The sequence below is a fragment of the Pseudomonas sp. Tn43 genome, from assembly GCF_014192635.1.
In the GTDB taxonomy this organism is placed as follows: Bacteria; Pseudomonadota; Gammaproteobacteria; order Pseudomonadales; family Pseudomonadaceae; genus Aquipseudomonas.
Map to the genome: position 1 here is coordinate 376661 of NZ_JACHYG010000003.1, position 20251 is coordinate 396911.

Genomic DNA, 20251 nt, shown 5'->3' on the forward strand with positions numbered 1-20251 from the left:
TGTGACCGACGAGTCACCAAAACTACTCTAAGAAACTTTTTGCCGGTAGAGAACCTCAGGTTCCGCCTTCCCCCGGCAAACTGCCCGCTTATAACAATACCCGTCGACCAGCGTGCAATGGATCGACATGGGCCTTCAAAAATTCCAGGCGTATGCCTACCTGTCACAAAGCTCGTGCAATCTGATTTGCGCGCATACCCGCTTGCCAGGAGTCTTATGTCATGAGGCCAGAAATCGCTGTGCTGGATATACAAGGTCAGTATCGGGTTTACACGGAGTTCTATCGCGCAGACGCCGCAGAGAAGACCATTATTCTGGTCAACGGATCGATGTCCACGACTGCGTCGTTTGCACAGACCGTGAAAAACCTTTATCCGCAGTTCAATGTGGTGTGCTACGACCAGCCCTATGCGGGCAAGTCCAAGGCTCACAACCTGCATGAAAAAATGCTGACCAAGGAAATCGAAGGGCAGATCCTCCTGGAGCTGATCGACCATTTCGCCGCCGAACACGTGCTGTCGTTTTCCTTTGGTGGCGCCGCCACGCTCGTCGCCCTCGCCCATCGGCCGCGGCGCATCGAGAAGGCTGTGATCAGCTCGTTCTCGCCGGTGATCAACGGGCACATGCGCGACTACCTTGAGCGCGGTGTCGATTACCTCGGCAGCCGTGACGGTAATCGTGTCGGCCATTTGGTGAACAGCACCATCGGCAAACACTTGCCTTCGCTGTTCAAGCGTTTCAACCACCGTCACGTCAGTTCGTTGGCCGAACATGAATACGGGCAAATGCACTTTCACATCAGCGACGTGCTCAGTAGCGATCGCAACTGCTATCTGAACACGGCAAAGAAAATCAATGTGCCGGTGCTGTTCATGAACGGCGAATGGGATGAGTACACCGCCGCTGACGATGCCAGGCTGTTCGCCGGCCATGTGCAGCACAGCACCTTCACCACCCTTCAGGCCACCGGCCACTTTCTGGACATGGAACACAAAACTGCCTGCCAAGACAGCCGTAACGCACTACTGGGCTTCTTGAAACCGGCGCAACACGAAAGCCGACCGCGTTACCGCTACGTCCAGGACCACCATGCATTGGCAATCTGAAACAGAGTCATCGCGAGCAAGCCCAGCCCTGTAGGAGCGAGGCTTGCCCGCGAATGACCGCAATGCGGTCTCTGCTTTCGTTTCCCCCGTGTTCCCCGTGTTAAAGCCATCGCGTGCAAAGAAAAACTTCATTTTCACGCCCACATCTGGTACAAAGTCAGCCGCTCTGAGCGGGTGTCGTATAATGGCATTACTCCAGCTTCCCAAGCTGATAACGAGGGTTCGATTCCCTTCACCCGCTCCAATCGAATTTTTGTCTCACGTCAGTTTTTGACGGGGGATGCAGGTAAAGAAAACCGGCCTTGATGGCCGGTTTTTTTGTGTCTGGGGTTTGGTGGAATCGGGCTCTGAGACGTCCCCCAATATCCGCTGATCGATGAGTAAGTGCACTCGGGACATTAGCGACTACCCTGAAGTCTGTTAGCGTTTTTTTCGAAAACCCCGGATTTATTATCAGATTTCATCAAGCGTTAACATTTTCATAGGGTTTGGGATTCCTCTACGAATAGCTGACAGGAGAACGCCTGGATGTGGCGCTGCAATGCCGAACTCGTCGGCGCACGACAAGCCCAATGCCGCCATCCAAGCCTTGACGCTACCACCCCAACATGCTAGCGAATGCTATACTTCCTACGAATTGCATCAAGCGTGCAACGTTCCCCACGTGCACAGACATCGACTGCAAATCTCGGTTAAAGGCTGCAGGACAAAGGAGGTCTGCAGCCGACACGAGATGGGAGGTGTGGCATGAATCGGCACTATTACATCAGTGAAAATCTCGATGATCTCGAGGCCGTTGAAAATGAACTGGAAGCCAACGGCATCAATACCGAACAAATTCATGTGCTCAGTGAACAAGTTGCCGAGGTTGAAGAACATCACCTCCACGAGGTCAACTCGTTAATGAAACAGGACGCTGTTCACTCTGGCGAGATTGGTGCGCTGATCGGCTTGCCGCTCGCGGCGCTGGTCCTGGGCGGCGCCTATTGGCTGGGTTGGACTGAATCCGCCGCAGGCTGGGTACCTTTTATCTTCCTGGCCATTGTCATATTTGGCTTCTGCATCTGGGAAGGCGGCTTTTTTGGTTTCCAGGTGCCAAATGCTCACTTCCGCAATTTCAAACAGATGGTAGAAGAGGGAAAACATATCTTCTTCGTGGATGTTGAACCGGATCAGGAACCGGTATTGAACCGGGTCATCGAACATCATCCAGCGCTGACGATTGCCGGCACGGGAACGGCAGCCCCCCACTGGACAGTGGCCTGGCAGCACAAATGGCATCAGTTCAAGCGAGTGATATCCGGTTAGCCCTGAAGATTCAAGGCCAACCGGAAGCTACCTATTGGCCGAAGGAAATGACCCGGCTGAGGAACACATAATCTGCTTCGGAGGCCATCAGTCCGACGAGCACCAGCAAACTCAACGGTGGCACCAATATGGCGTAGACCATGGCCAACCGTTCCCAAGCCATGTGCATGAAAATGGAGACAATCAAACCTGCCTTCAACAACATGAAAATGATAATCAGGGACCACCGCAGGTAACCCTGAAAGTGAAAATAGTCGACGAGATACGACAGCGTGCTGAGGACAAACAACAGCCCCCAGATCTTAAGATACAAACTGATTGGATGTTGCTGACCCTGAGCATGTGCCATCACCAAGTGCTCCTCTACCATAAATAGAAGAAAGCAAAAATAAACACCCACACCAAATCCACGAAGTGCCAGTAGAGCCCGGCTATCTCGACGTTCTGATAGTTTCCGGAGCGCTCATAATCCCCTCGCAATACTTTCATCGCCACAATGCTGAGGTATAGGGCGCCGATTGACACATGCAGGCCGTGGAAACCGGTAATCATGAAAAAGCTGGCTCCAAATTGCGCCGCCCCCATCGGATTGCCCCACGGACGCACCCCTTCTGCGATGAGCTTGCTCCATTCAAATGCCTGCATGCCGACGAAAGTCACACCCAAGGCAGCGGTCGCCAGCATCAGGGCAGCTGTTTTCGCGCGATTACGGCGATAGGCGAAATTAACGGCCATGGCCATGGTGCCGCTGCTACTGATCAGCACGAAGGTCATGATGGCGATCAGAATAAGCGGGATTTCTTTACCAGCAATCGTCAAGGCGAACACTTCACTGGGGTTTGGCCAAGCGGTGGTGATGGTCATGCGTACCGACATGTAGCCGGTCAAAAAACAGGTAAAGATAAACGTATCGCTGAGCAGGAATATCCACATCATCGCCTTGCCCCAGTGGACCTGCTTGAAAGCTTCCTTGTCCGAGGCCCAGTCGCTGACGATGCCCTGCCAGCCTGGTGGCGACATGACGGGGGAATTGGATGAATCGGACTCGCCGGGGGTGAGCGGGTGCGTTGCCATGGCTTTTCACCTCAGGCCGCAGAATCTGGCGATGGCTTCATAGGTTTGCGGCGTGCTGGCCAATAAAGCGAACAGCACGAACCAAAGACCCAACAAGTAATGCCAATAGAGGGTACAGAGCTCTACGCTGGCGCTGAGTTGCGCCAAGGGCACGCGATGCAGGAATTTAGCGACGATGATGCTCCAGGCTATCAGCCCGCCCAGCAGATGAAGCCCATGCAGGCCGGTCAACAAGTAGAAGAAACTGTTAGCCGGATTGCTGGCGATAAAGTAGCCCCAGGCGACAAACTGCTGCCAGACCCACAGTTGCCCTATCAGAAAGGCAATCGCAAATACGCCCCCCAATGCAAATCCAATGGCCGTTGCGCCCAGTCGAGCCTGCCGGGCAGCCATACGCGACCACTGCAGTGCAATGCAACTGAAGACCAGAAAAGCCGAATTCAGCCATAGCTGCCAGAGATCGGCTAACGGTGCCAAGGGGTCTGTCAGGGGGAGCCAGTCAGCCATTTGCGAACGGGCAATGAAGGCGAAAAGAAAGAGAAAGAACAACGAACTCACCACGACCAGAAACAAGCGCAGGCCCACTTTTGCGGTATGGCTTCTAGCGGAAGCGTCGGCGGCCTGAATACCGTCAGGATCGTGGTTCCAACTGCCGCCTGGGTCAGCACCGTCGGCGGTTCTCAATAGCAGCCTTTTCATGTTTTAACGTCCGCTATTCTGGCTTCGGCACTCTGTTGCCGCATCTGCTCCAGCTCCTCGGCGGAGACCGTTTGCGGAACGAAGTCCTGCTCTATCCCCGGCACACTGTAGTCATAGGCCCACCGATGCACGACCGGCAACTTCGCTCCCCAGTTACCGTGTATCGGCGGTGTGTTCGGCGTTTGCCATTCCAGACTCGCCGCTCCCCACGGGTTACTGCCTGCGGGCTTACCCTTGAATGCACTCCAGGCCAGGTTGAACAGGAACAGCAACTGCGCAACGCCAACGGTCAATGCGACTACTGTGATAAAGGCATTCAACTCTTGCGCCGACTGCGGGATGAACGCGTAGTTTTCAAAGGCGTAGTAACGACGCGGCATACCCTGAAAACCCAGGTAGTGCATGGGGAAGAAGATGGCGTAGGTACCCAGAAAGGTTATCCAGAAATGCAACTTGCCCAGGGTGTCGTTCAACATGCGCCCGGTGACTTTCGGGAACCAATGATAAATGCCGCCGAACACCACCAATACCGGTGCGACCCCCATGACCATATGGAAATGGGCAACGACGAAATAAGTGTCCGAGAGCGGAATATCCACGATCACATTGCCGAGAAACAATCCGGTCAGACCGCCGACCAGGAAGGTGACGATAAAGGCCAGCGCAAACAGCATCGGTACGGTCAGATGGATGTCGCCCCGCCACAGGGTCAGCACCCAGTTATAGACTTTCAGTGCGGTCGGCACCGCGATGATCAAGGTGGTGACGGCGAAGAAAAAGCCAAAGTAGGGGTTCATCCCACTGACATACATATGGTGCGCCCAGACCACAAAGCTGAGTGCGCCAATTGCAATAATGGCCCACACCATCATTCGGTAGCCGAAGATATTTTTACGCGCATGCGTGCTGATCAAGTCGGAGACCAGACCAAACGCAGGAAGAGCCACGATGTAGACTTCCGGATGACCGAAGAACCAGAACAGGTGCTGGAACAGTATCGGGCTGCCACCCTGGTGATCGATCTGCTGCCCCAGCGAGATCATCGACGGCATAAAGAAGCTGGTGCCCAACAGTTTGTCGAACAGCATCATCACTGCACTGACGAACAACGCCGGGAAAGCCAGCAAAGCCATGATCGAGGCCATGAAGATTCCCCATACGGAGAGCGGCATGCGAAATAAGGTCATGCCGTGCGTGCGCGCCTGCAACACCGTGGTGACGTAGTTCAGCCCGCCCATGGTGGCTGCAACAATAAAAATAGCCAGCGAGACGAGCATCAGGACGATGCCCCACTCGACCCCCGGTGTTCCCTGAGAAATGGACTGTGGCGGATAAAGCGTCCAGCCCGAACCGGTGGGACCGCCGGGGACAAAGAAACTGGAGAGCAATATCACTACCGCAAGCAGGTAGAACCAGTAACTCAGCATGTTGACATAGGGGAAGACCATGTCGCGGGCGCCCACCATCAGCGGGATCAGATAGTTGCCGAAGCCCCCCAGAAACAAGGCCGTGAGCAAATAAATGACCATGATCATGCCGTGCATGGTCATCGCCTGATAGTAAGCACTGGCGTCCATGAATTCCAAAGCGCCGGGAAAGCCAAGTTGTATACGCATCAAACCGGACAACACCACGGCGATAACGCCCACGAATATAGCCGTCAAGGAATATTGAATGGCGATGACCTTGTGGTCCTGACTCCAGATATATTTGGTCAGGAAGCTTTTAGGCTCGTGGAGTGTTTCTGTTTCGGCTTGCTCCGCATAGGCCATCACGTCATCCTCCGGTTCGAAGTTTCGGTGCATTCCTGGCGACTTACGGTTACTTCCCTGGCTCCGCCTTGCTCGCATCAGCGTCGGCATTCGCTTTGGATTTGATAAAAGCGATCAGTGCCTTCAACTCCTTCTCATTCGGAGCATAGGCCGGCATGACGGCTGCATAGCCTTTGACCAGTCTGGCGCCGGGATCAAGAATCGATTCCTCTAGATAACCCTCATCGACCTTGATACTCGTTCCGTCGGAAAGGGTTTCGGTCTCGTCAAACAGGCCTTGCCAGCTGGGGCCGACCCCCTTGCTGCCATCGACACTGTGGCAGGCCAGACAGCCGAGCGACTCGGCCAGCCGCTGCCCCTGCGTCGCCAAGTCGTCACCTCTGTCCAGCTTTTCGCTGGCAGAAGGTCCTTGCTGTGCAACACCGAGAGATTTGATCAGGGCGACGATAGCGTCCAGTTCATCTTCAGTGAGAGTATAGGCCACCATGACTGGCGGGTAGCCCTGTACCAGTCGGGCCTTCGGATCGAGGATCGACTCTTTCAGGTAGGCCTCATCGACCAGCGCACTGGTGCCATCGGCAAACTGTTCGGTGCGACCATACAGCCCCTTCCATCCCGGACCGAGACGGGTACTGCCATCCTGGCTATGGCAGGCACTGCAGCCGTATGTTTCGACCAACGCGCGACCTTTTTCCAGCACACTGTCCTGACTGGGTTTGGCCGCTGTCGCTAATGTCTGCGCAAAAGTCGGTTGGCTGTTCAGCCATTGATCGAAGGCGCCCTGCTCTTCCACGATCATCTGACCGCGCATGTTGTAATGTCCGACACCACAAAACTCAGCACACAGAATTTCATACTTGCCGGTTTGAGTCGGTGTAAACCAAAAGTACGACACCATTCCCGGCACCATGTCCATCTTGCTGCGAATTTGCGGGATATAAAAATTATGAAGTACATCTTTAGAGCGCAGTAAAACTTTTACTGGCTGATCGAGCGGAAGGCGAACTTCATTGTTTTTTATAAGCACATCGTCCTGACCAACAGGGTCTTTTGGATCCAGGCCAAGGGGATTGGTGAATTCAACAAATTTGATATCCGATTTACCCAGCTTGCCGTCCCGGCCGGGAAAACGAAAGGCCCACTGCCACTGTTGGGCGACCACTTCAAGTTCATAAGCATTTTTCGGCACTCGGATAAAATCATTGTAAACAATCAGGCCTGGCGCCAACATCGCGGCAATACCTATCGAGGTCACGATAATCAACCATGTTTCCAGTTTTTTACTTTCTGGTTGATAGTGCGCCTTGGCCCCCTCCTTGTGACGATAACGCATGACGGCTACCGCCATAAAGACCGTGATGGCGATGAAAAATACTCCACTGATAATCAGGGTGATGAACAGAGTGGCATCTATAGACCCCCAGTTGGAAGCTGCCGGGGTCGCCTGCCAAGGCGCTATTAGATGGAACAATACGGATGCAATAACGATTAGTATCAGGATAATTGCTATTGCCATTTTCTGTTCATCCTATTCCTGTTGTTCACTGGTTATGCAAACGCATCGCCACTGACGTCCAAGCAGGGCAGAAAATACCGTCCCATTCGGCGGTAAAGTCAGCACGAAGTATAGTGCATGGATGGAACAAGTGCTTTTTTGAACAACCTGATACAGGGACATTCCAACGAATATTAGTTAATCGTTTAAAGCAATTCGCTACATACAACTATGGATACTGGGCATTACGTTTCTATGGACTAAACGGGCGCAGCGGACAGCAAGCGAGATCAGGGGCCAGCTATACTCAACCCTGATGACGGGATCACAGAACGAGCCAAAAAAGCGGAAGGCTTGACAAGACACGAGCGCTACACAATCCCAGCAGTCCACGACGGAGGTTTCGTCATGAGCAACCTGACGATCAAAGGCTGGTGCAAAGCCAGCGGTGAGCAAAAGTCCAGCCAAATAGGTGAGATCAGCTTTGATGTCGATGGCCCCCTCCACCTGCGTCTGGAGGAAGCCGAAGAACACCTGCAGAAAACCCATGAGCCCGAAACCATGGTCGATGTCGACATGAATTCATTGGATTTGAACTTGCCGGAGGGATACGGCCCCTTGTCCGACTGCAAAATGCGCGTGTACTTGCAGCACGAGCGCGGTCAATTCCATTTGGTCGGGCATCAAGCCAAGGATGGAAGCTTGATCTATTCCAACGCGGTTTTGATTGATCAGCTGATTTAGAAGCTAGATTGGTTTTCCTTCAGGTTCGATTGCCCGCTGCCCGCGCCAATGCAGAAAAATCAAAAACCGGTCCGAAGTGACCGGTTTTTTATGCATGAAATTGATCTCCCTCGCTCTTCAGCACCTCGGCAAAACCCTGCAATACAGAGAGCCGGCCTTTCCCGAACCATCGCAAAATGCCCTCCTAGACTCATTTCATGTCGCTAACACATCGGGCTCCGGATGGCATCGGTGGTTATAGTGTTGATTAATGAATTTCAGTAGGTATAGTACCCACAAGCACACCACAGGGAGGTGATGTGAATAGCCGTTTTTTGATAAGCCAAATCGTTGCAGATGGCTGGTATCTGGTACGAATCAAGGGTAGCCATCACCATTTCAAGCATCCGACCAAACCAGGGCTGGTAACGGTTCCTCATCCAAAAAAGGATCTGCTGAAAAAAACAGCCATCAGTATTTTGCAACAGGCGCTGCTCTGACGAGACAAGGACAGCGCCTTCGGAGGATGACAAAACATGCTTTACCCAATTGCGATTTCCATGGGCGATGATGAACACGCCTGGGGCGTGGAAGTACCGGATATTCCGGGTTGCTTCTCCGCCGGGGAGGATCTGGATGACGCCATGGCCATGGCACGCGAAGCCATCGAAGGCCACTTCGAAATATTGGCTGAAGACGGCTCCCCGATTCCACCCGCTAACAAAGTGACCTTGCATGCAGCCAATCCGCAGTACGCAGGGTGTACGTGGGCCGTGGTGGACATCGACGTCACCAAATACCTGGGCAAAGCCCAGAAACTCAACATTACCCTGCCCGGCTACTTGCTCAACCGTATCGACGAATACGTACTGCATCATCCAGAAGAAAAAAGTCGCTCCGGATTTCTGGCGTCGGCCGCACTCAAGGTTTTGCAGCAGGGCTGATAGTTCGACGGTGGGTCAACCAAAGGGACAAACGACCAGGCGCGTCCCTTTGTCGGTCAGCGCGTCGCCACTATGAACAACCGCGGAAATGGCAACAGCACCGAACCATCGCTCAATGCCGGATAGGCCTTCTCGATCTCTGTCAGATACTGCTTGAGATATTGCTCCCGCTCCGCTTCATTCAGCGGCTCCAGAAAAGGCCGCAAACCGCTGCCCTTGAACCACTCGACCACGCCCGATGCACCGTCGGCGAGAGCATGATAGTAAGTGGTGCGCCATACATCGACCCGACTGCAGTGGGCACGCAGCATTGAGTAGTAACCACCGGCATCCTCCATTTCCGTTCGCAGGCCAGCGACGCTGGCCAGTTTGTCAGCCCAAGGGCCGTTCGCTGCGATTTCGCGCATCAACCTGTGCGACGGTTCGTTGAGGTTGTCGGGCATCTGAATCGCCAGGCTACCACCAGGGGCAAGCCTGGCCACCAATGACGGTAACAACCGGGCGTGATCAGGCAGCCATTGCAACACCGCGTTGGCGAAAATCACATCGAACGGGCCGGCATCGTTCCAGACATCGATGTCTGCGGTGTCGAATTGCACCTGAGGCAAACGCTGGCGGGCGGCCTCGATCATATCGGGTGAACTGTCCAACCCACGTACCGCGGCATTGGCAAAGCGTTGCACCAGCAACTCGGTGGAATTACCGGGACCGCAACCGATGTCGATGGCCGATCGGACATCCATTGGGGGAATGGCGGCCAGCAAATCACGCGCCGGGCGTGTGCGCTCATCTTCAAACGCTACGTATTGTTTGGCGGACCAACTCATATCGTTCTCCTGCTGTGCATGGTTGTAGACAGAGGCAGACAACCGGTTCGGTACGATACATCGACCGGTCACTCTGCCCCAACCTGACGTCGGAGGAGACATGAGTCTGAATGGCCAATTTCTTATCGCCAATTCATTGAGAGTAATAACCGTTCGTCGACAGTCGCACAAAGCGATTTTGACAGTATAAAAATGGCATCTATAGTCCTATTCGCGGCCTGTTGGAAGGAACCCAACCCGTCATTTCAAGGCAAGGAGCAAGGCCAGCTCGCACCCGTGATCGAGTGGGTTCCCCCGTAGTGTGTCCGCAACGGCCGCAAGGCAAACAAGCGTTGTCGTACCTGGCAGGTAGCCAGGTAATCACTCTGTTCAAGGAGCTTTACTATGTCTCGAGTCACGGATGTACTTGTTTCGATCGACACCGAAACCATTCTGAAAAACTACCCCAACATCAGCAAAAACCCTGCTGCGCCGACGATGATCGACGTCAATCACGTATACATGGTGACCAATCAGAACAACGTGGTGAGTGGCCAGGCCGGTGGTGAGCTCAACCTGAAAGCACAGGTAGGCGATCTGATTCGCTGGCGTGAAACCAGCCTGTCGCTGGGCTTCGAGCAAGCAGTTATTTTCTACAAGTTCGTCGGTAACGCAGGCAACGAGTTGATCTCTACGCCCACGCCACGCAAGGCTACCGCCTCCTTTGCAGTCCCCAACACCAGCAATCCGTCGGTGCCCAGCTGCCAGAAGGTCGATAACCATTACTGGTCTTCGGAAACCCTTGCCTGCGGCAGCGTGACCTATCACTTCCAGTTTCTGATCGTGAATCGCGACTGCCAGATCATCGGCTGCTGCACATGGGATCCGTTCATTACCATCCATAACTGATGCTGGAGCGGGCCCCTTGGTAACGAGGGGCCTACCAGGCTCGTTGCCGCCTCGGCTGGAATGGATTTCTTGCGTGACCGAAGCGGCTATCGATATGCGTCAACATCATGAAAGGAATCCATGATGACTTCCGAACCGATTACCTCCCCTTCGGCGAGCGTCGTGACAGTCAACAATGTGCTGCTGATCGTCGATGCCGAATCGCTGCTTTCCCGTTATCCGCAACCCAGTCTTGAATCGCAGAACCCGACGGTGATTGAAGATGGCTTCATCTTCCCCGTGACTAGTAGCACGACGACACAAAGTGCTGAAAATGACAGCAAAATAACGCTGACCGCCAGCAACGGAAAGGTCTTCCATATTCGCGGCAGAACCGTCAGCCTGCTGACCGAACATACGGTGGTATTTCACGACCTGACGGTGGACGACGCCGGGGTTCTTTCGCCGCCCAAACTGATCGTTCACAGCGACCAGACAGTCCCCGCGCCCGACCCCGCCAACCCGACCCAGCCTGGCAGCCACAGCGCCGATGATCATTATTGGGAGTGTTCGCAACTGAGCGCGGGCGTGACGGCTTGCGAACTGAACTTCGTGCTGATCAACCAGCGCTGTGAAGTGTTGGGGTATTTCAGCTGGGAGACTGAGGTGACGTTGTCGGCGTGAACCAGACACGTACAAAAGCCGGTCTCAAGGGCTTATGCCGGTCAGAATCGTCAAATGCAAGACCTGTGGCGAGGGGGCTTGCCCCCGTTGGGCTGCGAAGCAGTCCTGAAACCTGCAATCTCGTTCTGCCAGGCATACCGCATGCACCGGGTTTGCGACTGCTTCGCAGCCGAACGGGGGCAAGCCCCCTCGCCACAGGTGTCCTTCTCTCGACTAACGGGCATTAGTCTCAAGGAGGGGCCACTCACCGCTATTTACTATCCGCCCCCCTTCTCCTGCATCTGCACCGATGACTTGGTGCCATCAGTATTGTCCTTGGTCTCGTTATCCGAGTTATCGAAACAGCCCTGCAACGCAAGCAGGCAGCAGCAAAGGTAAAACGTGCGAGTGAGGTTCATGGGGGGTCTCCAGTGTCTCAGGCTTGAAGTAGTGACCCCCTGTCGGTGGAAATGGTTGCGACTTTTTTCGGCCCCGAACGATGCGCCCCGACAAGGGGTTCCCGCCTCCAGGTGGAGCAATGTTCAGCAGAATTTTCATCATGCCGATGCTGTCTGAAAATCAGGCGCTCCCCTATGAGGACTACGGCAATGAAATTCGCGAAAATCGCACAGAAGCTCTCTCTGTGGGCCGGCTATCCCCGGACTTTTCTGGGGGCGATCATTCTGATTGTGCTTTGGGGTTTGAGCGGGCCGGTTTTTCATTTCAACGATACCTGGCAATTGATCATCAACACCTCGACCACCATCATCACCTTCCTGATGGTGTTCCTTATCCAGAACACCCAGAACCGCGACACGGATATCTTGCACTTGAAGATCGATGAGTTATTGCGAGTAACCAAGGAAGCGCAAAACGCGATGCTGGGACTTGAATCGCTGGATATCAAACAGCTGGAAGAGTTGAGAAAGAAATATCGCACCCTCGGCGAGGGCGAAACAATTCCTCTGGACGGCACTGTCGTCCCGGAAACAAAGAAACAGGATTGAAGGAATGTTGATCCGTGCCCCGCGGGGGACCGGCGACGTCACCCGCGTCCGTGGTGCTAACGACTGGCTTGCAGAGCCCTGGCCATCTGCAGGTGGTTTTGCAGTTTGGGCAGGGTTTCTTCGGCGAACGCTTTGATTTGCGGCACGTCCGTGGTCTGCGCCTGTTGTTGAAGCTGCTCGATGGATTGCTGTGTGGTTTTCACCTGGTGGGCGGCGTATGCCTGATCGAAGGACGCGTCGTCCTTCACCTCCGGGATCAACGCTTTGGCCTTGTCCATCACCTCTTCACGTGGCGCAACCGGTAAATCAAGTTGCTTGGCAATTTTTGCCAGATGCTGGTTGGCGGTGGTGAGGTCGTTGATTACCACGATCGTGTAATCCTTGACCTCCTTGGATTCGGTTTTCTGATGCGCCAGGCGATTGGCTTCGATGTCGGCCATGCCTTTGGCCGACGCTTCGTTGATGAATTCTGTGGCTGACTGGGCGAAGGCACTGCTGGCAAACAGACTCAATAACGTGACAATACTGACATTGCGTAAACGGGTGGCCATCCGGCTCATGGTCGCGCCCTCCTTCTTTGAAAATTCCAACGGGGGCTTTCGCCCCCGTCTTTTAATAAAAACCACTTCACTATTACCGGGATTTCTGTCCACCTTTGCGGCCCATGCCGCCTTTCGCAGAGTCTCTATCAACGGTTGTTGTGGTGGTTTTCCCACCTTTGCGACCGGATTCAGACGACTTTGTTCGATCGTGGGCACTACCCGATCCTGGATTTTTGGAAGTAGGCATGGTTCTCATCCTCTTGGTGATGATCGTTGCGAGCAGCCGCTCGCATAGAATAAGAATTTCCAGTGCCAAAAAGGTTTAGAAAAACTGGCAACGCTGCGACGAACGGTGACGGGCTTTCATGCCCCCAGGTTCAGGTGCTGCTGGCGCTTGGCGCTGTACATCGCCTCATCGGCATGCCTGAACAATTGATTTTCTTCAGTCCCGTGTTCAGGGTAGCGCGCAACGCCAATGCTCGGCTGGATGTTCAGGTTATGCCCGTCCAGGCGCAGGGGTTGAGCCAGTACCTGACGGATTTTTCTTGCCACACTCTCGGCATCCTCCGCGGCATGGATGCTGTGCAACAACACCACAAATTCATCACCGCCGATGCGCGCCACGGTGTCGGTTTCACGCACGCAGCCCTTGAGCCGATTGGCGACCGCTTGCAACAGCATGTCGCCAACCGCATGACCGTGGGTGTCGTTGACACACTTGAAGCGGTCAAGGTCGACGTAGAGCAATGCCATTCGACCTGAGCCTGTTCGGGCCAGTGTCAGCGAGGCTTTGAGTCGTTCGCGCAGCAACTCGCGATTGGGCAACTGAGTGAGTTGGTCGTATTGCGCCATGCGCTGGAGCCGGGCATGCAGTTGCTTGCGCTCGATAGCGGTCGCGACCTGCGCACAAACATATTGCAGCAGTTCCTTGTCTTGCTCGGTATAACGTTCGCCGCCCGGTACGCTTTTAACGACCAACGCACCAATGGTGCCGTTCTTCGAACTCAACGGCACGCCCAGCCAGCAGGGCGAATCCTGGCCTGCGACCAGTGCCGCAAACCCCGTCGGCGGATTGTCCTGATCCGGAGTCAGCAGGATCGGCACGCCGCTGCGAATCACTTCACTGCAAAGACGCCCGGTCACCGTCCCGGGCTCCTCGGGTTGCGGTTCATGGTCGTCGACGTGATAGGGGAAGTTCAGCTGCATGCAATGTTCGTCATACAGCGCCACGGAGAAATTCAATGCCGGAAGCCATTCGCCGATGATCGAATGGATGCGTTTGAACAGCGCCAGCAGATCTTCCGCCGCATGGGCCGCTTCGGAAATGGCATACAGCGCCGCTTGCCGGGACTCGGCCTGTTTGCGCTCGGTGATGTCGCGCGCCACGGCAATGCGCAACTGATCGACCTGCGACCAACGCGCCGACCAGAGAATGTGCACCACCCGGCCGTCCTTGCGCAGGTAACGATTTTCAAAATTGAGCTTGGGCTCGCCGCCCATGATCTCCCGTGCGGCATCGAGGGTGCGCTGTCGGTCGGCGGGATGCACCAGGTCGATCATCGGCTGGCCGATCAACTCGTCGGGGGTGTAACCGAAAATGCGCTCGCAGGCCGCGCTGACAAATACGAAGCGACCTTGTTTATCTACCGCACAAACGGCGTCCAGCAAGAGATCAATGTAGCTCGCCAGTGGGGCGGAATTTCTGGTTTCCATAATGCCGAGAGCGTGTCCGGACAATGCAACATTGAACAACCCTCCCTGACCGGTCATCCGCCTGAGCGATGACTGTGCAGCCGAGGCTTCCCTGCGATCAGCTTCAAACTTTGTGCGTTACCAGCCCCGGCAGCGCATGCACCAGGGCATTGATGGCAAAACCGATGAACATTACCCCGCACAACCGGGTGATCGCCAGTTCATGACGCTGATACAACGTGCGAACCTGACGCGCCCCGACAATGCCTATGAGAATAGCGTAGGCCAAAAGGCCACCAACGAAGCTCAGGATGATCAACCAGGGCAACATCGACCAATGCAGCAATTCTGCACGGCTGGACAGCAGCGCGGTAAAGGTCGCCACTGCCACGGGATAAGCCTTGGGGTTGGTCAAACCGAACAGGATGCCATGCCAGAACGGCTGCCGAGCAGGCCCCTGAGGGGCATCGGCATTGCCGCGCCGAGCGCGAACCGCACGCAGACCCAGCCAGAACAGGTAGAGCCCACTGAATACGCCCAGTACATCGAATGCAGTGCTGCCGATTTCCCGCGCACCGACAATCGCGATCAGCGCCGTGCTGCACCAGACCACGTCGCCCAGCAAATGGCCGCACAGAAACCCCGCTCCGGCCCGCCGCCCGCGCGCCGCACCGATGCCGAACACCGCCAGCACACCCGGGCCCGGCGTGATGCCATAAATGAAGCCCGAGGCGAGAACGGCCATTAGCAGCGATGGAGTCATGGGATTCCTGTTGAAACGCCGGATGAATGGACGCAAGTCTATCTCAGGACCCGGAGCATCGACTCACTGATCGTCGAAGAACTTCATCCCCGCGTATGGCCGTTGCCGACAACCCGTCAGCCGCGACGCCAGGTCCCCGACATGCGCCTCCAGCTTGTGCCCGTCCGGGTCAAGAAAGTAGAACGAAGCCCCTTCACTGCGGTTGTCCCGCCACTCTTGCACGTTGGCCGATCGCAGGCGTTCGACGAACAACGGGAAGTGTGCGCAATCGATACTGAAGGCGTAATGGGTGTAGTCAGCAGCAGGCGCGGATTGGCGTAGCGGATCGAGAGAAAGGCACAACCACAGGCCGGGTAATGAGAGATAGGCGCCGGCGTCCCATGTGGCTTCCTGCTGGAATTGCAGCAGATCGCGATAGAACGCCACGCTGCGGTTCAGGTCGGTGACGGCGAGAGTCAGGTGGTTGAGGCCGGTAAGCATGGGTTTGTGACCTAGAGGCGGGTTCCGACCGGAGCGTACAACTTAAACGTCGTTGAGCGTATAGCCGCAGGTGCCGATGAGGTATAGCGCCAACTCCACCAAGCGCTTGCTGGCCGCCGACACCCTCGGTAATGTCGGCTCGGACGAGATCGCAGCATAGCGCTCCTCCCCCCCGAACCGTGCCCTGGTTAAAACGCGCTGCGGAAAATCTCCTCGATCTGCCGCTGATCCGCCGGCCGTGGATTGGTCAGTCCACAAGCGTCTTTGAGGGCATTGCTGGCCAGCACCGGGATGTCGTTGAGCCTGGCACCGAGCTCGCGTAAACCGGCGGGGATTTCCACTTCCCTGGCCAGATCGCGAATGGCCGCGATCGCTGCCTGAGCGCCCTCTTCAGGGCTGAACCCGCGAATATCGGCGCCCATGGCGTGGGCGACATCGGTCAGGCGGTCAGCGCAGACCAACGCGTTGAAACTCTGTACGTGAGGCAGCAGCACCGCATTGCACACGCCATGGGGCAAGTCGTAGAAACCGCCCAACTGGTGAGCCATCGCGTGAACGTAACCCAGGGACGCATTGTTAAATGCCATGCCGGCCAGGAATTGCGCGTAAGCCATGTTCTCCCGCGCGATCATGTCACTGCCGTCGCGTACGGCCTGGGGCAGGTTATTGCTGATCAAGGTGATGGCTTTGAGCGCACAGGCATCGGTAATCGGGTTGGCCGCCGTGGAGACGTAGGCTTCGATGGCGTGGGTCAGCGCGTCCATGCCAGTGGCGGCAGTCAACCCCTTGGGCATGGCGACCATCAGCGCCGGGTCATTGACCGACAACAGTGGCGTGACGTTGCGATCGACGATGGCCATTTTCACGTGACGGGATTCGTCGGTGATGATGCAAAAACGGGTCATTTCGCTGGCAGTGCCGGCGGTGGTGTTGATCGCGATCAGCGGCAGTTGCGGTTTGGCCGACCGATCGACGCCTTCGTAGTCACGAATCGTCCCACCGTTAGTGGCGCACAAGGCGATGCCCTTGGCGCAGTCGTGAGGCGAACCGCCACCCAGGGATACCACGAAATCGCAGCGGGTTTCCTTGAGCAGGCCCAGGCCAAGTTCGACGTTGGCAATGCTCGGATTCGGCTTGGCGCCGTCGAAGATCACCGAGTCGATGTCCTGCAACGCCAGTTTTTCGGCAATCATCGTCGCCACGCCAGCCTTGGCCAATCCGGTGTCGGTGACGATCAGTGCCTTGCGAAAACCATACTTGCGAATGGCGTCCATGGCTTCGTCAAGGCAACCGGTGCCCATGATGTTCACAGCGGGAATGAAAAACGTACTGCTCATGCGCGAGTCTCCTGGCTGAAGCCGAATCAACAGCACCGATCCGGCGGGTGCGCACAGAATCGACTCATTAGTCGTGCGGTAACTTGATCTGGCTCAAGTCCGGGTCGTGATAAAGTCGCCGTCCATCAGACCTTTTGCTTTGAGACTTTGATCGCAATGACCGATTTCCAGGATGTCGATGCCCAACTTGAAGACTGGAACGCCTTGCGCACCACCGCCTCTTTCGGCGGCTTGCTGGTGGGTAACGGTGCCAGTCGTGCGGTTTGGGACGACTTCGGCTACGACTCGCTGTTTGAAAACGCCCGCACCGTCGAAGAGAAGCCTCTGAGCCAATCCGAAATGAGTGTGTTCGAGGCGATGCAGACGCGCAGTTTCGAACAAGTGCTCGGTGCGCTGAAAACCACCAGCCGGGTCAACAAGGCGTTGGCCGTCAGCTCGGCGGCACCGCGCAATCGTTATTACGCAATCAAGGAAGCGCTGATCAACACCGTGCATGCAGTGCACATCCCTTGGCGCTTGGTGGTGCCCTCGACGCTGGCGACGATCAACCAGGAGTTGGCCAGCTATCGGACGGTGTTCACCACCAATTACGATTTGCTCAACTACTGGGCGGTTCAGCACCGACCTGACGCTATTACCGATCTGTTCCAGGGCACCGAGCCGCGTTTTGACCTGAGCGTCACCGCGACCGATAAAACCCGGCTGCTGTACCTGCACGGCGGCCTGCATCTGGTGCGCAATCAGGACGGTACCGCGCGTAAATTGATGTCGACCGAGGGTACGTTGCTCGGCAGTTTCGCCATCAACAATACGATCAAGACCCTCGACGACGTGCCACTGTTCGTCAACGAAGGCCCGACCCAGGACAAGCTCAAAACCATTCGCAGCTCCGATTACCTGTCGTTCTGTTACGACCAGTTACTGGGCCATGGCGATGGGTTGTGCATTTTCGGGCATGCCCTTGGCGAGCAGGACAGCCACATCATTCATGCATTGCGTCAGGCGAAGCCGAAGACAGCGGCGATCTCGATTTACCCGCGTAGCAAGGCGTTCATCCAGCATCAGAAGCGGCATTACGCGAAGGTGTTTGAAGGGACGGGCGTGGAGCTGCGGTTTTTTGATTCGAAGACGCATGCGCTGGGCAGCCCGAAGCTGACGGTACCGGTTGAGGTTTAGTGGCGCCGAGGCCGGCCCCTTCGCGGGCAAGCCCGCTCCCACAGGAATTTGTGAACACCGCCGAACCTATGTGAGAGCGAGCAGGCTCGCTCCCTCATCAAGTATCCGGTGTGTCAGAGCACCGGCAAGGTCTTGTCCTTGATCACCGTGGTCGGACCGTTGGCTTTAACGCTGGCGATGCCTTTATCCCTTGCGGCATCCGATGAGTAGGATTCGCTGCTGCCGATGATCTCGTGATTACCGGCCTTCAGGTTGAAGTAAGGATGTCCGTCCTTGGTGGTTTTTTTCTCGTAGCGTTCGTCCAGCGGACTGTTGGCCTGAACCGAGGCGATACCGCCATCGGCCGCACCGCGAGAGGTGTACAGCTCACTGGTCAGAATGGTTTCGGCATTGGCCGCTTTCAATACAAACTTGAATTGGCCGTTGACGGTTTTACTCACTTCGTACCATCCAGACATGCTTTTACTCCTTGGCGATTGAGAGGTTTCGCGCTTCAGAGTAAAGACCAAGTCAGGATTTCTGTCGCCTGTACCGACCCCTTCGCGGGCAAGCCTCGCTCCTACAGGACTTCGGTTGACCGCAGGTTTGCGTCCGGCACAAATCCTGTGGGAGCGAGGCTTGCCCGCGAAGGCGTCCTCAACATGGATACAAACTGCTCTACTTCACCGCAGCCCGCACCACCGACAACTCAGGTATCTGCACCCGGCGCTGGCTCAGGTAGCGCATGCAGCTGACCCGCAAGAACGAGGCAAAATTCACCACTTCGCCACGGTAGTCCATCACCTCTTCATACAGCTTGGCGATCAACTGATTGGTGGTCATGCCGTCGACCTCGGCGATTTCGCTGAGGATGTCCCAGAACTGATTCTCCAGCCGCAGGGTGGTCACCACCCCGCAGATGCGCAGCGAGCGGGAGCGCGACTCGTAGAGAATCGGATCGGCCTTGACGTAGAGCTCGCACATGGAAATGTCCCTCGTTACAGCGTGATTTTGGTGCCCAGCAACCCGAGGAAACCGGCCAGCCAGCTCGGGTGCGCCGGCCAGGCCGGTGCCGTGGCCAGATTGCCTTGAACGTGACCTTGCGTCACCGGGAGATCGATGAACGTGCCGCCAGCCAGGCGTACTTCCGGGGCACATGCCGGATAGGCGCTGCACTCGCGCCCCTCAAGAATGCCGGCCGCGGCCAGCAGTTGCGCACCGTGACAGACGGCGGCGATCGGTTTGCCGGCCTTGTCGAACGCTCGCACCAGGTCCAGGACTTTTTCGTTCAGGCGCAGGTACTCCGGCGCCCGACCGCCCGGCACCAGCAGCGCATCGTAGTCCGCCGCGTCTACCTTGGCGAAATCGAAGTTCAGGGCAAACAGGTGACCGGGTTTTTCGCTGTAGGTCTGGTCGCCTTCGAAGTCATGGATCGCTGTGCGCACAGTCTGGCCAGCGGCTTTATCAGGGCAAACGGCGTGCACCGTGTGGCCGACCATCAGCAGCGCCTGGAACGGCACCATCACTTCGTAGTCTTCGACGTAATCGCCGACCAGCATCAGAATTCTTTTAGCCGCCATGGGGAAGACTCCTCTGGAAAATGCGTGGGCATGCAGGAGTATTCAAGGTAGACCTTATCCGGCGGGTCGGGTAATAACCAGCTACTACGAACAATGAGCTTTTGTGGCGAGGGGGCTTGCCCCCGTTGGGTCGCGAAGCGGTCCTAATCCGGTTTATTCACTCAGGCCGTGGTCTCTGGTTTTGCGACTGCTACGCAGCCGAACGGGGGCAAGCCCC

Annotated in this window: 25 protein-coding genes and 1 tRNA gene; 10 read left to right on the forward strand and 16 right to left on the reverse strand. The window is 56.0% G+C overall.

From position 1 onward, the window contains the following. Positions 1-221: 221 nt before the first annotated feature. From FHW68_RS10285 to FHW68_RS10295, 3 genes are all read left to right on the forward strand, one after another. Entirely contained in the window at positions 222-1106 is an 885-nt protein-coding gene (locus FHW68_RS10285) for an alpha/beta fold hydrolase (protein ID WP_183680277.1), read from the forward strand. A 170-nt stretch (positions 1107-1276) separates the two neighbouring features. After that, a tRNA-Gly gene (locus tag FHW68_RS10290) sits at positions 1277-1350 on the forward strand. A 503-nt stretch (positions 1351-1853) separates the two neighbouring features. Further along, on the forward strand, positions 1854-2414 hold the full coding sequence (locus FHW68_RS10295) for a hypothetical protein (RefSeq protein WP_095630989.1): 561 nt from the start codon (positions 1854-1856) through the stop codon (positions 2412-2414). Positions 2415-2445: 31 nt separating this feature from the next. Here the strand turns inward: FHW68_RS10295 and FHW68_RS10300 are convergent, their stop codons facing one another. The 5 genes from FHW68_RS10300 to FHW68_RS10320 are packed head-to-tail and all read right to left on the reverse strand — an operon-like array spanning position 2446 to position 7475. Beyond that, positions 2446-2763 (reverse strand): cytochrome C oxidase subunit IV family protein, encoded by a 318-nt coding sequence (locus FHW68_RS10300; RefSeq protein ID WP_095630990.1) that lies wholly within the window; start codon positions 2761-2763, stop codon positions 2446-2448. Positions 2764-2777: 14 nt separating this feature from the next. After that, positions 2778-3488, reverse strand: coding sequence for a heme-copper oxidase subunit III family protein (locus FHW68_RS10305; RefSeq protein ID WP_183680279.1), 711 nt, complete (start codon positions 3486-3488; stop codon positions 2778-2780). A 6-nt stretch (positions 3489-3494) separates the two neighbouring features. Further along, positions 3495-4187: a cytochrome c oxidase subunit 3 gene (locus FHW68_RS10310; RefSeq protein WP_183680281.1), complete on the reverse strand. Its 693-nt coding sequence runs from the start codon at positions 4185-4187 to the stop codon at positions 3495-3497. Continuing rightward, positions 4184-5959, reverse strand: a complete 1776-nt coding sequence (gene ctaD / locus FHW68_RS10315) for a cytochrome c oxidase subunit I (RefSeq protein WP_095630998.1) — start codon at positions 5957-5959, stop codon at positions 4184-4186. The genes FHW68_RS10310 and ctaD overlap by 4 nt, the downstream gene beginning before the upstream one ends. A 49-nt stretch (positions 5960-6008) precedes the next feature. Further along, positions 6009-7475, reverse strand: coding sequence for a cytochrome c oxidase subunit II (locus tag FHW68_RS10320; RefSeq protein WP_095630993.1), 1467 nt, complete (start codon positions 7473-7475; stop codon positions 6009-6011). A gap of 387 nt (positions 7476-7862) precedes the next feature. Here FHW68_RS10320 and FHW68_RS10325 point away from each other — a divergent pair, with 387 nt between their 5' ends. From FHW68_RS10325 to FHW68_RS10335, 3 genes are all read left to right on the forward strand, one after another. Continuing rightward, the gene (locus FHW68_RS10325; protein ID WP_095630994.1) at positions 7863-8198 is read left to right on the forward strand and encodes a hypothetical protein; all 336 of its coding nucleotides are present in this window, start codon (positions 7863-7865) and stop codon (positions 8196-8198) included. Between the two features lie 299 nt (positions 8199-8497). After that, positions 8498-8677, forward strand: a complete 180-nt coding sequence (locus FHW68_RS10330) for a type II toxin-antitoxin system HicA family toxin (protein ID WP_048394018.1) — start codon at positions 8498-8500, stop codon at positions 8675-8677. 36 nt (positions 8678-8713) lie between these two features. Further along, positions 8714-9121, forward strand: coding sequence for a type II toxin-antitoxin system HicB family antitoxin (locus FHW68_RS10335; RefSeq protein WP_008074516.1), 408 nt, complete (start codon positions 8714-8716; stop codon positions 9119-9121). A 56-nt stretch (positions 9122-9177) separates the two neighbouring features. Here the strand turns inward: FHW68_RS10335 and tam are convergent, their stop codons facing one another. Next, entirely contained in the window at positions 9178-9948 is a 771-nt protein-coding gene (gene tam, locus FHW68_RS10340; protein ID WP_095630995.1) for a trans-aconitate 2-methyltransferase, read from the reverse strand. A gap of 384 nt (positions 9949-10332) precedes the next feature. On the opposite strand from tam, the gene FHW68_RS10345 reads away from it, so the two are divergent. Continuing rightward, on the forward strand, positions 10333-10836 hold the full coding sequence (locus FHW68_RS10345) for an inclusion body family protein (protein WP_095630996.1): 504 nt from the start codon (positions 10333-10335) through the stop codon (positions 10834-10836). A 123-nt stretch (positions 10837-10959) separates the two neighbouring features. Then, positions 10960-11499 carry an AidA/PixA family protein gene (locus tag FHW68_RS10350; protein WP_183680283.1) on the forward strand — a complete coding sequence of 180 codons (540 nt, stop codon included), beginning with the start codon at positions 10960-10962 and terminating at the stop codon, positions 11497-11499. Between the two features lie 257 nt (positions 11500-11756). Here FHW68_RS10350 and FHW68_RS10355 read toward each other — a convergent pair whose 3' ends face one another. Beyond that, positions 11757-11897, reverse strand: coding sequence for a hypothetical protein (locus FHW68_RS10355; protein ID WP_183680286.1), 141 nt, complete (start codon positions 11895-11897; stop codon positions 11757-11759). Positions 11898-12086: 189 nt separating this feature from the next. On the opposite strand from FHW68_RS10355, the gene FHW68_RS10360 reads away from it, so the two are divergent. Continuing rightward, complete coding sequence (locus tag FHW68_RS10360) at positions 12087-12485, forward strand: low affinity iron permease family protein (protein WP_095632337.1); 399 nt, start codon at positions 12087-12089, stop codon at positions 12483-12485. 56 nt (positions 12486-12541) lie between these two features. On the opposite strand, the gene FHW68_RS10365 is transcribed toward FHW68_RS10360, so the two are convergent. From FHW68_RS10365 to yiaY, 6 genes are all read right to left on the reverse strand, one after another. Beyond that, complete coding sequence (locus FHW68_RS10365) at positions 12542-13045, reverse strand: DUF4142 domain-containing protein (RefSeq protein ID WP_095632338.1); 504 nt, start codon at positions 13043-13045, stop codon at positions 12542-12544. 73 nt (positions 13046-13118) lie between these two features. Then, positions 13119-13274, reverse strand: a complete 156-nt coding sequence (locus FHW68_RS27425) for a stress protein (protein ID WP_095632339.1) — start codon at positions 13272-13274, stop codon at positions 13119-13121. 116 nt (positions 13275-13390) lie between these two features. Then, positions 13391-14740: a diguanylate cyclase domain-containing protein gene (locus tag FHW68_RS10370; protein ID WP_095632340.1), complete on the reverse strand. Its 1350-nt coding sequence runs from the start codon at positions 14738-14740 to the stop codon at positions 13391-13393. 103 nt (positions 14741-14843) lie between these two features. Further along, on the reverse strand, positions 14844-15482 hold the full coding sequence (locus FHW68_RS10375; RefSeq protein WP_095632341.1) for a LysE family translocator: 639 nt from the start codon (positions 15480-15482) through the stop codon (positions 14844-14846). Between the two features lie 63 nt (positions 15483-15545). Further along, positions 15546-15962: a fosfomycin resistance glutathione transferase gene (fos, locus tag FHW68_RS10380; RefSeq protein WP_183680288.1), complete on the reverse strand. Its 417-nt coding sequence runs from the start codon at positions 15960-15962 to the stop codon at positions 15546-15548. A gap of 188 nt (positions 15963-16150) precedes the next feature. Continuing rightward, on the reverse strand, positions 16151-17299 hold the full coding sequence (gene yiaY, locus FHW68_RS10385; protein WP_095632343.1) for an L-threonine dehydrogenase: 1149 nt from the start codon (positions 17297-17299) through the stop codon (positions 16151-16153). Positions 17300-17455: 156 nt separating this feature from the next. Here yiaY and FHW68_RS10390 point away from each other — a divergent pair, with 156 nt between their 5' ends. Next, positions 17456-18475: a DUF4917 family protein gene (locus tag FHW68_RS10390; RefSeq protein ID WP_095632344.1), complete on the forward strand. Its 1020-nt coding sequence runs from the start codon at positions 17456-17458 to the stop codon at positions 18473-18475. Positions 18476-18588: 113 nt separating this feature from the next. On the opposite strand, the gene FHW68_RS10395 is transcribed toward FHW68_RS10390, so the two are convergent. From FHW68_RS10395 to FHW68_RS10405, 3 genes are all read right to left on the reverse strand, one after another. Then, complete coding sequence (locus FHW68_RS10395) at positions 18589-18933, reverse strand: YegP family protein (protein WP_095632345.1); 345 nt, start codon at positions 18931-18933, stop codon at positions 18589-18591. A 199-nt stretch (positions 18934-19132) separates the two neighbouring features. Continuing rightward, positions 19133-19438, reverse strand: coding sequence for a ribbon-helix-helix domain-containing protein (locus FHW68_RS10400; RefSeq protein WP_095632346.1), 306 nt, complete (start codon positions 19436-19438; stop codon positions 19133-19135). 14 nt (positions 19439-19452) lie between these two features. After that, the gene (locus FHW68_RS10405) at positions 19453-20034 is read right to left on the reverse strand and encodes a DJ-1/PfpI family protein (RefSeq protein ID WP_183680290.1); all 582 of its coding nucleotides are present in this window, start codon (positions 20032-20034) and stop codon (positions 19453-19455) included. Positions 20035-20251: the final 217 nt, after the last annotated feature.

Coding starts and splice junctions, on each gene's coding strand:
- FHW68_RS10295 (WP_095630989.1), top strand. CDS start 1,854: ATGAATCGGCACTATTACATCAGTGAAAATCTCGATGATCTCGAGGCC.
- FHW68_RS10345 (WP_095630996.1), top strand. CDS start 10,333: ATGTCTCGAGTCACGGATGTACTTGTTTCGATCGACACCGAAACCATT.
- fos (WP_183680288.1), bottom strand. CDS start 15,962: ATGCTTACCGGCCTCAACCACCTGACTCTCGCCGTCACCGACCTGAAC.
- FHW68_RS10305 (WP_183680279.1), bottom strand. CDS start 3,488: ATGGCAACGCACCCGCTCACCCCCGGCGAGTCCGATTCATCCAATTCC.
- FHW68_RS10395 (WP_095632345.1), bottom strand. CDS start 18,933: ATGTCTGGATGGTACGAAGTGAGTAAAACCGTCAACGGCCAATTCAAG.
- FHW68_RS10355 (WP_183680286.1), bottom strand. CDS start 11,897: ATGAACCTCACTCGCACGTTTTACCTTTGCTGCTGCCTGCTTGCGTTG.
- FHW68_RS10350 (WP_183680283.1), top strand. CDS start 10,960: ATGACTTCCGAACCGATTACCTCCCCTTCGGCGAGCGTCGTGACAGTC.
- FHW68_RS10325 (WP_095630994.1), top strand. CDS start 7,863: ATGAGCAACCTGACGATCAAAGGCTGGTGCAAAGCCAGCGGTGAGCAA.
- FHW68_RS10370 (WP_095632340.1), bottom strand. CDS start 14,740: ATGGAAACCAGAAATTCCGCCCCACTGGCGAGCTACATTGATCTCTTG.
- FHW68_RS10365 (WP_095632338.1), bottom strand. CDS start 13,045: ATGAGCCGGATGGCCACCCGTTTACGCAATGTCAGTATTGTCACGTTA.
- FHW68_RS10390 (WP_095632344.1), top strand. CDS start 17,456: ATGACCGATTTCCAGGATGTCGATGCCCAACTTGAAGACTGGAACGCC.
- FHW68_RS10300 (WP_095630990.1), bottom strand. CDS start 2,763: ATGGCACATGCTCAGGGTCAGCAACATCCAATCAGTTTGTATCTTAAG.
- FHW68_RS10360 (WP_095632337.1), top strand. CDS start 12,087: ATGAAATTCGCGAAAATCGCACAGAAGCTCTCTCTGTGGGCCGGCTAT.
- FHW68_RS10310 (WP_183680281.1), bottom strand. CDS start 4,187: ATGAAAAGGCTGCTATTGAGAACCGCCGACGGTGCTGACCCAGGCGGC.
- FHW68_RS10285 (WP_183680277.1), top strand. CDS start 222: ATGAGGCCAGAAATCGCTGTGCTGGATATACAAGGTCAGTATCGGGTT.
- FHW68_RS10405 (WP_183680290.1), bottom strand. CDS start 20,034: ATGGCGGCTAAAAGAATTCTGATGCTGGTCGGCGATTACGTCGAAGAC.
- ctaD (WP_095630998.1), bottom strand. CDS start 5,959: ATGGCCTATGCGGAGCAAGCCGAAACAGAAACACTCCACGAGCCTAAA.
- tam (WP_095630995.1), bottom strand. CDS start 9,948: ATGAGTTGGTCCGCCAAACAATACGTAGCGTTTGAAGATGAGCGCACA.
- FHW68_RS10375 (WP_095632341.1), bottom strand. CDS start 15,482: ATGACTCCATCGCTGCTAATGGCCGTTCTCGCCTCGGGCTTCATTTAT.
- FHW68_RS10335 (WP_008074516.1), top strand. CDS start 8,714: ATGCTTTACCCAATTGCGATTTCCATGGGCGATGATGAACACGCCTGG.
- FHW68_RS10320 (WP_095630993.1), bottom strand. CDS start 7,475: ATGGCAATAGCAATTATCCTGATACTAATCGTTATTGCATCCGTATTG.
- FHW68_RS27425 (WP_095632339.1), bottom strand. CDS start 13,274: ATGCCTACTTCCAAAAATCCAGGATCGGGTAGTGCCCACGATCGAACA.
- yiaY (WP_095632343.1), bottom strand. CDS start 17,299: ATGAGCAGTACGTTTTTCATTCCCGCTGTGAACATCATGGGCACCGGT.
- FHW68_RS10400 (WP_095632346.1), bottom strand. CDS start 19,438: ATGTGCGAGCTCTACGTCAAGGCCGATCCGATTCTCTACGAGTCGCGC.